At 73.3% G+C, this 11,583-nt stretch carries 8 protein-coding genes; 4 read left to right on the top strand and 4 right to left on the bottom strand.

Features of this window, described 5'->3' with window-relative positions; translation table 11 throughout:
* The first annotated feature begins 42 nt into the window (after positions 1 to 42).
* On the top strand, positions 43 to 1,932 hold the full coding sequence (locus ACQPYE_RS15195; protein ID WP_498721850.1) for a rhamnogalacturonan lyase: 1,890 nt from the start codon (positions 43 to 45) through the stop codon (positions 1,930 to 1,932).
* A gap of 147 nt (positions 1,933 to 2,079) precedes the next feature.
* On the opposite strand, the gene ACQPYE_RS15190 is transcribed toward ACQPYE_RS15195, so the two are convergent.
* Positions 2,080 to 4,389 (bottom strand): glycoside hydrolase family 95 protein, encoded by a 2,310-nt coding sequence (locus ACQPYE_RS15190; RefSeq protein WP_498721848.1) that lies wholly within the window; start codon positions 4,387 to 4,389, stop codon positions 2,080 to 2,082.
* A gap of 283 nt (positions 4,390 to 4,672) precedes the next feature.
* Here ACQPYE_RS15190 and ACQPYE_RS15185 point away from each other — a divergent pair, with 283 nt between their 5' ends.
* Positions 4,673 to 5,662 carry an FAD binding domain-containing protein gene (locus ACQPYE_RS15185; protein WP_498721846.1) on the top strand — a complete coding sequence of 330 codons (990 nt, stop codon included), beginning with the start codon at positions 4,673 to 4,675 and terminating at the stop codon, positions 5,660 to 5,662.
* 147 nt (positions 5,663 to 5,809) lie between these two features.
* Positions 5,810 to 6,118, top strand: a complete 309-nt coding sequence (locus ACQPYE_RS15180; protein ID WP_498721845.1) for a hypothetical protein — start codon at positions 5,810 to 5,812, stop codon at positions 6,116 to 6,118.
* A 6-nt stretch (positions 6,119 to 6,124) separates the two neighbouring features.
* On the opposite strand, the gene ACQPYE_RS15175 is transcribed toward ACQPYE_RS15180, so the two are convergent.
* Positions 6,125 to 7,822, bottom strand: a complete 1,698-nt coding sequence (locus ACQPYE_RS15175) for a cholesterol oxidase substrate-binding domain-containing protein (protein WP_498721844.1) — start codon at positions 7,820 to 7,822, stop codon at positions 6,125 to 6,127.
* A 156-nt stretch (positions 7,823 to 7,978) separates the two neighbouring features.
* On the opposite strand from ACQPYE_RS15175, the gene ACQPYE_RS15170 reads away from it, so the two are divergent.
* On the top strand, positions 7,979 to 9,082 hold the full coding sequence (locus tag ACQPYE_RS15170; RefSeq protein ID WP_498721842.1) for a serine hydrolase domain-containing protein: 1,104 nt from the start codon (positions 7,979 to 7,981) through the stop codon (positions 9,080 to 9,082).
* Here the strand turns inward: ACQPYE_RS15170 and ACQPYE_RS15165 are convergent.
* Positions 9,069 to 10,268, bottom strand: a complete 1,200-nt coding sequence (locus ACQPYE_RS15165) for a cytochrome P450 family protein (protein ID WP_498721840.1) — start codon at positions 10,266 to 10,268, stop codon at positions 9,069 to 9,071. The genes ACQPYE_RS15170 and ACQPYE_RS15165 overlap by 14 nt on opposite strands.
* 238 nt (positions 10,269 to 10,506) lie before the next feature.
* Positions 10,507 to 11,406, bottom strand: a complete 900-nt coding sequence (locus ACQPYE_RS15160) for a DUF6801 domain-containing protein (RefSeq protein WP_498721839.1) — start codon at positions 11,404 to 11,406, stop codon at positions 10,507 to 10,509.
* Positions 11,407 to 11,583 lie beyond the last annotated feature (177 nt).

Here is an 11,583-nt window from a genome sequence, read left to right as displayed (position 1 = left end):
TCCACGCCATAACAACGGAGTTATCGCACAGGTGGAGGTAGCGTGCGCGCAAAGACCATCGGTCGCGGACTGGCCGCGGCCGTCCTCGTGGCCGCGTCGGTGTCGACGTCGGCCGCGGTGTCCGCCCCGGCCGCGACATCGGCGCCGGGCACGGGGATACCGCAGAGCGCGGGGACACAGCAGGGCGAACGCCTGAACCGGGGTGTCGTCAGCGTCCACACCGGCGCCGGGAACTACATCAGCTGGCGGGTGCTCGCGAGCGACGCGCCGGGCACCGCCTTCAACCTCTACCGCGACGGCGTCAAGGTGAACGCGACCCCGATCGCCGGGTCGTCCAACCACGTCGACCAGGGCGCCCCCGCGAACGCCGACTACACCGTCCGGCCGGTCGTCGACGGCGTCGAGCAGGTCACCGCGGCCGACGCCGACCCCTCGCTGCGGTTCACCGCGACGACGGACGACGTCGGCATCGCGGCGAGCACGCGTGACGTGCCGCTTCAGATCCCGGCGGGCGGTCGGACGCCGTCCGGCGAGAACTACACCTACACCGCGAACGACGCCAGTGTCGGCGACCTCGACGGCGACGGCCAGTACGAGATCGTGCTGAAGTGGGACCCGACCAACGCCAAGGACAACTCGCAGGCCGGCTACACGGGCAACGTCTTCATCGACGCCTACCGGCTGGACGGCACCCGGCTGTGGCGGATCGACCTGGGCCGCAACATCCGCGCCGGGGCGCACTACACGCAGTTCCAGGTGTTCGACTACGACGGCGACGGCCGGGCCGAGGTGGTCGTGAAGACCGCCGACGGCACCCGTTCGGGCACCGGCCAGGTGATCGGCAACTCCAGCGCCGACCACCGCAACTCGTCGGGCTACGTCCTGGCCGGGCCGGAGTTCCTGACGGTGTTCCGGGGCAGCGACGGTGCGGTGCTCGCCAGCGCGGACTACGTGCCGCCGCGCGGGACGGTGTCGTCGTGGGGCGACTCGTACGGCAACCGGGTGGACCGGTTCCTGGCGGGCACGGCGTACGTGGACGGCTCGCGGCCGAGCATCATCATGGCCCGCGGCTACTACACCCGGTCCGTGATCTCCGCGTGGGACTGGCGCAACGGCCAGCTGACCCGGCGGTGGACGTTCGACAGCAACAGCTCCACCAACGGCTCGACGTGGGCGGGCCAGGGCAACCACAACCTGTCCGTCGCCGACGTCGACGCGGACGGCCGGGACGAGATCATCTACGGCGCGATGACGGTGGACGACAACGGTTCCGGCCTCTACACCACGCGGCTCGGGCACGGTGACGCGCTGCACGTGGGCGACTTCGTGCCCAGCCGGGCCGGGCTGGAGGTGTTCGACATCCACGAGAGCGGCGGCACCGGGTTCGAGCTGCACGACGCGCGGACCGGCGCGATCATCTTCTCGAAGCCGAACAACACCGGCGCGGAAGGCCCCGGTCGCGGTGTGGCCGCGGACATCTACGCGGGCAACGCGGGCGCGGAGTTCTGGGCGACCGGCGGTGGCGCGCCGTCGAACCTGCTCAACGCCTCGGGCTCCAGCGTGGGCCGCATCCCGTCGTCGGCGAACTTCGTGATCTGGTGGGACGGCGACGCGCAGCGCGAGCTGCTCGACGGCACCCACATCGACAAGTACGGCACGAGCGGCGACACGCGGCTGCTGACCGGGTCCGGGGTGGCCTCCAACAACGGCACCAAGTCCACCCCCGCGCTGTCGGCCGACATCCTCGGCGACTGGCGCGAGGAGGTCATCTGGCGCACGTCGGACAACACCAAGCTGCGCATCTACGCCACCACGGACTCCACCGGCATCTCACGGCCGTCGCTGATGCAGGACCGGCAGTACCGGGTCGCCGTGGCCTGGCAGAACACCGCCTACAACCAGCCGCCGCACCCGAGCTTCCCCATCGGCTGAGGCGTCCGGCGTGACCACGTGACCGAGTGAGCGGTCCCGTGCCCGGCCGTCGGGCACGGGACCGCCTTGTTCGACGGCCGGCGAGGACACCACGCCGCACTACCCGTCGGACGCCGAGTTCACCGGGGCGACTCACCCGGTAGCGGCTCAGCGGGCGGTGGCGACGTAGCGGTGGCCGGCGGAAGCGGTGAAGGTGATCGAGTCGCCGTCCGTCCGCGCCGGCGCCCGGCGGCCGGTCCGGGCGTCCACGAGTCGGAAGTCGCCGCCGAACAGGGTGCTGCGCGCGGTGACGGTGCCGTCCTGGCCGGTGGTCAGCGCGATTTCCCGTGCCACGCCGTCGGACCAGCGCGCGTCGACCGTGACGTCACCGCGTGCCCGCAGGCCGGTGCAGGAACCGTCGCGCCACTCCCCCGGCAACGCCGGCAGCACGTGCACCACGCCGTCGTGGCTCTGCAGCAGCATTTCCGCCACGCCGGCCGTCGCGCCGAAGTTGCCGTCGACCTGGAACGGCGGGTGCGTGTCCCAGAGGTTCGCGGTGGTGCTGCCGGTCAGCTGCTCGGCCAGCACCCGGTGCGCGTGGTCGCCGTCGTGCAGCCGCGCCCAGAAGTTGATCTTCCAGGCCTTGCTCCACCCGGTGCCGCCGTCACCGCGCGCGGTCAGCGACGTCCGCGCGGCGGCGGCGAGTTCCGGGGTCTCCAGCGGGCTGATGCCGTTGCCGGGGAACAACGCGAACAGGTGCGACACGTGCCGGTGGGTGTCGGCCGGGTCGTCCCAGTCCTCCTTCCACTCCCGCAGCTGGCCCCAGGAGCCGATCCGCGTGCCGGGGTCGAGGCGGTCCAGCGCCTCGCGGACCTCGGCCCCGAACGCGACGTCACCCACGTCGTCGGCGGCGGAGACGACGTCGGCGAACAGCTGCCGGACGATCTGCTGCGACATCGCCGCGCCCGCGGAGAAGTCGCCGTGCTCGGGCGAGTAGCTCGGCGTGACGACGAGCCCGCCGTCACGCGGGTCCACCCTCAGCCCGTCGAGCCAGAACTCGGCGAGCTCCTTCAGCACGGGGTACGCCCGCTCGCGCAGGAACGTGCGGTCGCCGGTGAACAGGTAGTGCTCGTGGTGGTGCCGCGCCAGCCACGCGCCCGCCTCGGGGAACCAGAACGCGGTGGGCCAGTCGTGCACGCCGGTGAAGCCGAACGGGTTGGTCTCGTTGTTGACGACCCAACCGCGGGCGCCGTGCGCCTGCCGGGCCGTGACCGCGCCCGGCTCGCGCAGCCCGTCCACGAAGTCGAACAGCGGCCCGGTGGTCTCGGCGAGGTTCGTCGTCTCCGCGGGCCAGTAGTTCATCTGGAGGTTGATGTTCACGTGGTAGTCGGCGTTCCACGGCGGCGTGACCGAGGCGTTCCACACCCCTTGCAGGTTCGCGGGCAGCGAACCGGGCCGTGACGAGGAGATCAGCAGGTAGCGGCCGTACTGGAAGTAGAGGACCTCCAGCGCCCGCCGGGCCGGGGCGGGCGCGGTGGCGTAACCGCGCAGGAGCTCGTCGGTGGGCACGTCGACCGGCTGCCGGCCGAGGTCCAGGCGCACCCGGTCGAACAACGCGCGGTAGTCGCGCAGGTGGGCGTCGAGGAGCCGGTCCCACCCCTTCGCCGACGCGGCGTCGACGGTGCGCTGGACGCGGTCGTGCGGGTCCGGGCCGCGGTAGGCCGGGTGGTGCCCGGCGTAGTCGGTGCCGGCGGCGAACACCAGCACCACGCTGTCGGCGTCGGTCGCGGTGACCGAGCCGTCGGCGTTGTCGGTGCGCGTGCCGCCCTGGTTGAGCAGCTGGAACTGCGACTCGAAGCGCAGGCCGTTGTCGTGCAGGGCCCCGGTGAAGGTGGCCCGGCCGTCGTTCGCCGTGAACCGCCGCGATCGGTTGTCCGGCGCGGTGATCGAGGCGGTGAACCCGATCCGGCCGGGCCGGTCGGCGGAGAGCCGGGCCACGAGCACGCCGTCGGCCGCACTGGCGAAGTACTCGCGGGTGTACCGGACGCCGTCCGCCTGGTAGGACACCGAGGCCACCGCGCGGGACAGGTCGAGGTCACGCCGGTACTCCGCGCCCTCGGCGGGCGGGTCGGTGAGGGCCAGGACGAGCTCGCCGAACGGTTGGTAAGCGCCGAAACCACGGCGCGGCCGGCCGAGGATCGCCGCGACGGCCTCCGGCGCGACCCGGTGGTCTCGCTCGATCAGCTCCTGGACCTCGCGCAGCGCGTCCGGTCGCGGGTCGGTCGGGTTGCCGAAGTCGTAGCCCTCCGCCGAGCCGGGGCCGCCGGTCCACAACGTCTTCTCGTTGAGCTGGATCCGCTCCCCCGCCACGCCGCCGAACACGCCGCCGCCGAGCGCGCCGTTGCCGATGGGCAGCGACTCGGTCTCCCAGTCGGTGGCGGGCTCGTCGTACCAGAGCGTGAGCGTCCGCTGGTCCACTTCGGCTACCGCCTCGTCTGCGTCGGTCTTCGGTGGCGAAGATAACAAGACATCCGAAGTGTCGATACCCCTCGCCGCGCGAAAGCCTGAATCGCGCACGAAATCTCTTCATACATCGGAGGGCTGAACCGTTCGACGGATCGTCGGTTGACCCGGCCGGGCACGGGAAGTCCAAGAGGACGCCGAGTCGGAGGAGCCGGGCCGTGGACGGTGGGGTCGAACCGCGCGTGGACGGGCGGCGCGCGATCACGCGCCCGGCGCTCGCGGTGCCGGCCGGTGCGCGGTGATGCCGTTCGACTACCGACGCGCGTCCGACGCCGAGGGCGCCGTCGCCGCCGCGGCCGGGTCGGCGGGCGTCGCGTTCCTCGCCGGCGGGACCGACCTGGTCGACCACGTGAGGCGCGGCCTCGCCGCGCCCGACGTCCTGGTCGACATCAGCGGGCTGCCGCTGGACACCGTGGCCGGGCTGCCGGACGGCGGGCTGCGGATCGGCGCGACCGTGCGCAACGCCGACCTGGCCGCGCACCCCGTGGTCCGGCGGGACTACCCGGTGCTGGCGCTGGCGCTGCGGTCGGGCGCGTCCGGGCAGATCCGGAACCTGGCCACGACCGGCGGCAACCTGCTCCAGCGCACCCGGTGCGCGTACTTCCGGGACCTCACCGCGCCGTGCAACAAGCGTGAGCCGGGCACCGGGTGCTCGGCGATCGGCGGCTGCACGCGGCACCACGCCATCCTGGGCGCGTCCGCGCACTGCGTGGCCACGCACCCGTCGGACATGGCGGTGGCGATGGCGGCGCTCGACGCGCGGGTGGTCGTGCTCGGCGCGGCGGGGCGGCGGGTGGTCCCGCTGGTCGGGCTGCACCGGCTGCCCGGCGAAGAGCCGCATCGCGACACCGTGCTGACGCCGTCGGACCTGATCACGTCGGTGGACCTGCCGCCGTTGCCGCCGGGCACGCGGTCGACGTACCGGAAGGTGCGCGACCGGGCGTCGTTCGCGTTCGCGCTGGTGTCCGTCGCGGCCGTGCTGCGGATCGAGGACGGCGTGGTGCGCGACGCGCGGATCGCGCTCGGCGGTGTCGCGCACAAGCCGTGGCGGGCTCGGCGGGCGGAGGAGGTGGTGCTCGGCTCACCGGCCGACGAGGAGGTGTTCCGGCGGGCGGTCGACGCGGAGCTCGCGGGCGCGGAGCCGTTGGCCGGCAACGGTTTCAAGGTCCCGCTGACCCGCGCCCTCGTGGTGTCGGCGCTGCGCGGCCTGAGCCGGGAGGAACGATGACGTCGAGCCGCGCATCGGTGACCTACCGCTGACCCTCGACCCCGTTCTCTGCCGCCTGAACGGTGACGAGTTAGTCCGTTCGGATGTCGCCAACCACGCGGCGTAGTGCCTACGGTGCAAGCTCCCCCTCACTCGGAGGCTCGCCGGATGGCTACGAAGCACGTCGGCACGATCATGAAGCACAACCACCGGAAGGTCGCGGTCCTCGAGGCCGGACTGGCGTTGGACGGCGCGGACGCGGTGCGGATCGCCCGGTTCGACTCGACCAGGCCCAAGCCGGCGGACCGCGCCCGCGCCGTCGAGGTTGAGACCTCGATCGGCGTCTACTGGGTCCGGCTCGACCAGATGAGCGTCGTCAAGGCCGCAGACGTGGTCGACACCTGGACCTTCTCCGGGAAGCTCCGCGGTGCGCAGCTGAAGGCCGTGCTGAAGGAACTGGGCAAGGTCTCCCGGTAAGGACTCTCAGGGCAGCAGCACGTCCAGGAACGGGTTGCTGAACACCCGGTGCGGGTCGTGGGCGTCGAGCGTGGCGAGCGCCGCGTCCCAACTCGGGTCCGGGCCCTGCCGGTAGCTGTCGGGCACGGTGGACGTGAGCACGGTGTGGTCGGCCCAGGCCGCCTCGTCGGTGTAGGCCCAGCCCTTGGACCACTCGGCGCGGGTCGTCGCGTACGCGCCCGTGTAGTGGCTGAAGAAGAACTGCTCCAGCTCCCGGTAGAACGCCGCCGCGCCCGGGGCGGTCGGGAACGTCAGCACGTCGAACCACACCGCGACGTCCCACTCGGGGTGGTCCTCGCGCGGTCGGACGGCCGACAGCGCGGGCTTCCGCGCGCCCGCCACGCCCACGTGCGCCGGGTCGTCCAGGCCGCCGACGCGGATCTCCACCTGGCCGGTGACCGGGAACAGGCCTCGGCTCTTGTAGGACAGCAGGAGGTCTTCGTAGTGCGCGGCGAAGTCGCTGACCACGCGCTGGACCTCCGCCCGGCTGGTCAGCACCGCGTACCCGTTGGCGGTCTCGCGCAGGGTGGTCGGCTTGACGTAGAGCAGCAGGTTCTTCGACGCGCCCCACAGGTCCGTGGTGAGCGTGGCGGTCAGCCCGGCGGTCGCGGTCGTGTACTGCAACTGGCCGAAGGTCGGGGTGAGCGCCCACGCGCCGGTGATCAGCAGGTCCGCGAGATCGGACACGGGCTTGGGGACGTTGTCGGAGAACAGGTAGTTGTACGGCGTCACGACGTGGCGCGAGGTGAGCGGCTTGGTCGGCGCGACGCTCCACGTCTTGAGCCACGGGCGGTCGGTGAAGGCGAACCAGATCGCCTCGACCCGGCCGGCCTGGTCGAGGAAGCTCGCGAACGTGCGGGTCGCGCCGCTGCCCGGCGGCGCGAACAGCTCGCTGGTGGGGATGTCGACCCGGCTGACGCAGCGCAGGTTCTGGTTCGCGCCGACGCGGAGGGTGACCTCGGTCAGGAACGCGCGGCCCACGTGGGTCAGCAACGCGGCGCACTCGGGCTCGTGCCGCTGGAACGTGCGCAACCGGTACTCGCCGCCCTCCCAGACGACGGCGGTCAGCGAGATGATCATGTTGCTGAGCGAGCCGTAGGTGTGGCCCGGCGGCCGGGTCTCGCCGACGGCCGGGACGGACGTGCCGTGGCCGTTGATCGCGAGCACGCCGCCGACGGTCAGGTCGCCCGGCGCGGGCGTGTTGGTCACACCGAGGCCCGCGTCCTCCAGGAACGCCAGCAGGTCGTCCATCGACGCGCCGGTCTGCGTCCGCACCGCGTTCGGCAGCAGCGCCATGGCCGTGAGGTGCCGGGTGGTGTCGACGAGCACGACCCGGTCCGCGCCGGTGGTGCCCGCGGTGACGGTCAGCGGCGACCACCCGTGCCGGAAACCCCGTGGCCGCAGGGTGAAGCCCTGGCCGTGCGCCCAGTTCGCGAGCAGCACCACGTCCTGCGGGGTGCGCGGGGCGCACGTCCACAGGTCGTCGGTGTGGATCTCGCCCGCCCAGTTCCGGTAGGACTGCCGGTACAGGTCGATCCCCGCCGGGAACGCGGGCGGCGGGTCGCCCGCGCCCTCACCCGGTAGCAGCGCGCCGACCGGCAACCACGCGACGGCCGAGGCCCCGAGGAAGTTGCGGCGGGAGATGGCATCGCCGGAGTGGCTCATGAACCAGACCCTAGGTGCGCCGGTGGCGCGCTGCGCGTCGCCGGGGGGAGGTTGCGCCGAACAGCGCAGCGTGATCGTCCTGGCCCGGGTCGGCCACCGCGCGGTTGGGCAACAAACCGGTCGCCCGACCCGGGCGGGTGGCGTTACGTTCCGGCGGTGGCGGAGATCCAGGGCACGTGCGATGACCGGTTCGGCCCCGTGCGCGACGCGTTCGCGGCTTCCCTGGACGCGGACGACGTCGGCGCGTCGGTCGCCGTGTACGTGGACGGCGAGCCGGTGGTCGACCTCTGGGGCGGCCATGTCGACGCGGAGCGCACCACGCCGTGGGAGCGGGACACGATCGTCAACGTCTGGTCCACCACCAAGACGATGGTGGCGTTGTGCGCGTTGATGCTCGCCGACCGGGGCGTGATCGACCTGGACGCGCCGGTCGCCGAGTACTGGCCGGAGTTCGCCGCGGCGGGCAAGGGCGGCGTGCGGGTGCGGCACGTGCTCGGCTACACCGCCGGGCTGCCGACGTGGACCGACCCGATCACCGTGCCCGAGCTGTTCGACTGGGAGGACGCGACGGCGCGGCTGGCCGCGCAGCCCGCCCGGTGGGCGCCGGGCGCGGTCGGCTGCTACCACCCGTTGACGCAGGGCTTCCTGATCGGCGAGGTGGTCCGCCGGGTCACCGGCCGCGGCCTGGGCGCGTTCTTCGCCGAGGAGGTGGCCGGGCCGCTCGGCGCGGACTTCCACATCGGCCTGCCCGCCGAGCACGACCACCGGGTCGCGCCCGTGATCCCGCCACCGGGCGCGTCCGACGCCCCGGCGCCCGGCCTGGACGGTGAGGAGCCCAACCCCTCCATCGTGGCGCGGGACGCCAACACCGCCGCGTGGCGCCGGGCCGAGATCCCGTCGGCGGGCGGGCACGGCAACGCGCGCTCGGTCGGCCTGGTGCAGTCGGTGCTGGCGTCCGGCGGCGCGGTCGGCGGCGTGCGGCTGCTGTCGGAGGCCGGGTGCCGCCGCGTGCTGGAGGAGCAGTTCCGGGGCGTGGACCGCTACCTGGACGTGCCGATCCGGTACGGCCTCGGCTACCGGGTCGAGGGGCGGACGTGCTCCTGGGGCGGGTGGGGCGGTTCCGTCGTGGTGGTCGACCTGGACACCCGGCTGACGGTGGCGTACGCGATGAACCAGATGCTGGAGCAGGGCGCGCTGGGCGACAGCCGGGGTCTCGGTCTCGTGCTCGCCGCTTACCAGGGGCTGGCTACCGCAGTGTGACCGGCAGCGTGCGGTGGCCGTTGGAGATGAACGAGTGGACGGGCGCCAGCTCGTCGGCGGGCACGGCGGGCGCGATGTCCGGGAAGCGGTCGAACAACGCGGGCAACGCCACCTCGGCCTCGAGCCGGGCCAGCGGCGCGCCGAGGCAGTGGTGGACGCCGTGGCCGAACGACAGGTGCGTCTTGTCCGCGCGCGTGAGGTCGAACCGCTCGGCCGTGTCGCCGTGGTGCGCCGGGTCGCGCCCGGCCGCGGCGTAGCCCGCGAGGATCGCCTCGCCCCGGCGGATCGTCACGCCGTCCAGCTCGATGTCCTCGACGGCGTAGCGCAGCGGCAGGTTCGCCACCGGGGCCTGCCACCGCAGCGTCTCCTCGATCACGTCGCCCCAGGCGCGCTCGCCGGAGCGGACCAGGCGGAGCTGGTCGGGGTGGGTGAGCAGCGCGGTGATGGCCTGGTCGAGGAGGTTGACGGTGGTCTCGTGGCCGGCGGCGATCATCAGCAGGAGGGTGTCGACCAGTTCGGCCTCGGCCAGCCCGGCGTCGCCCTCGTCACGGGCGGCGATCAGGGCGCTGGTCAGGTCGTCGCCCGGCGCGGCCCGCTTGGCGGCCACCACGTCGTGCAGGATCTCGTAGAGCCGGCCCTGGTTGGCGATCGCCTGCTCGGGCGTCGTCGTGGTGGCGAAGAGGCTGTCCACGATGTGGCGCAGCTCCGCGCGGGCGTCGTCGGGCACGCCCATCAACCGGCAGATGACCTCGATCGGCAGCGGGTAGGCGAACCCGGCGCGCACGTCGGCCAGGTCCGGTCCGGCGGCGAGCCGGTCGACCAGGCCGGCCGCGATCTCCCGCACCTGCGGGCGCAACGCCTCGGTGCGCCGGGCGGTGAACCCCTTGGAGATCAGCAGCCGCAGCCTGCGGTGGTCGGCGCCGTAGGCGGTGAACATGTTGCGCGCCGCGACCCAGAGGTACAGCGGCCAGTCCTGCGGGATGTTCGCCATGGCGGGCCAGTGCCGGCGGGCGTCCTTGGAAACGCGCGGGTCGGTGAGCAGGCCGCGCAGCAGGCCGAGGTCGCCGACCCACCACGCCCGCACGCCGCCCGGGAGTCCGACCGGCGTCGCCGGGCCGCGGGCGCGTAATTCCGCCGCCTCCGACTGGATGTCGCGACCGGTCGGGTCGAGCACGTAGGTTTCCATGCGCTCATCGCTACCGCATGATCACTGCCCGTACAATGGGCTGTGCGGGTTGTGCGGCCGGTGCACCCAGGTCGGCAGCGGTCCGTGCGGTCGCTTTCCGCGCCGTTGGGTTCGCGCATGGCCGCTTGGCGGGTGGGCGACTGCCTGCTGTACGCGTTCCGGTGCGGCGACTCGGCGTCCGCCCTGACCCCGGTGGCGCTGATCCGCGGTCAGGGCGGGCCGCCGCCCGGGTCCGCCGTCAGCCGCGGACCGGCGGCGTGGCGAACACCAGGCCCTGGCTGGGCGGTGACGAGAAGCTCCGCACGTCCCGGGTCACGATCTTGACCCGGTGCTGGCTGTCGGGCGCCAAGCCGGTGATCGTCGCCTGCTTCCCGGTGACGAACGCGACCTTCACGCCGTCGAGGTGGACCTCGTAGCCCCAGGTCTCGAACCACCACGGGACCGCGTGCCAGGACAACGAGACGCTGGTGGGCGTCACCGCCGTCACCTGGAGCCGGGACGGCCGCACCGGGTGCTCGACGATGCTCGACTCGGACGTCAGCGTGCCCAGCAGGGCGCTCTGCGCGGGGTCGGGCGTGCACGTGGCGGTGATCGTCCCTAGCGGCGTGCCGTCGGCCCGCTCGGGCCGCAGCGACAGCGCCAGGTCGCCGAGGTGGATGGCGTAGTCGCCGGCCTGCTGGAGGAGCAGCGCGGGGAACCCGCCCGCCGCCGCCAGCGGCAGCCCGCCGCCCGACGCGGTGACCCACGTCGGCGCGAACGCCAGCACGGCCTCGCTCCGCACCGTGACCGGACCGGTGAAGCTCGCGGCGAGCGTCGCGGTGCTGTCGCCGTCCAACCGCACCCCGCCGCGCGCGGCCAACCCGGCCCGGTCACCGCCGAGCGCCAGGTCCACGTCGATGAACGCGGGCTCGTAGTGCGGGACGTCGCCGCCCGCCATCCCCTCGTCCGGCAGCACGAACGTGACGTCGGCCGTGACGGTCAGCTCCGGCCCGGACGCGACCGCGCACGTGTAGTCCAGCGCCAGCCCCACCGGCGTCCCCGACGCGGCGTGCGCGGTCCCGGTCGACACCCCGGCGCAGAACAACGCCACGGCCGCCGTCCCGATCACGACGCCCCGGAGGTTCCTCGCTCCTCGCATGGTGCTCCCCTCTGCCGCGGTGGGAGGACGGTGCGCGTCGCTCCCACCACACGATCGGCGGTGCCGGGTCGATCGTCCTCGCGCCGCGCCGGCCCGCCAACCCCGCACCGAACCCCGGCGCCGAAGTCACCGGTGAGCCCGTCGTGCCCGCGCCGCAACGGTTCCGGCCGGCGGGGA

This window comes from Actinosynnema sp. CA-299493 (assembly GCF_050946825.1).
Classification (GTDB): Bacteria; Actinomycetota; Actinomycetes; order Mycobacteriales; family Pseudonocardiaceae; genus Actinosynnema.
Note: the sequence above shows the minus strand (reverse complement) of the source record. Positions and strands in the feature narration are given on the sequence as shown.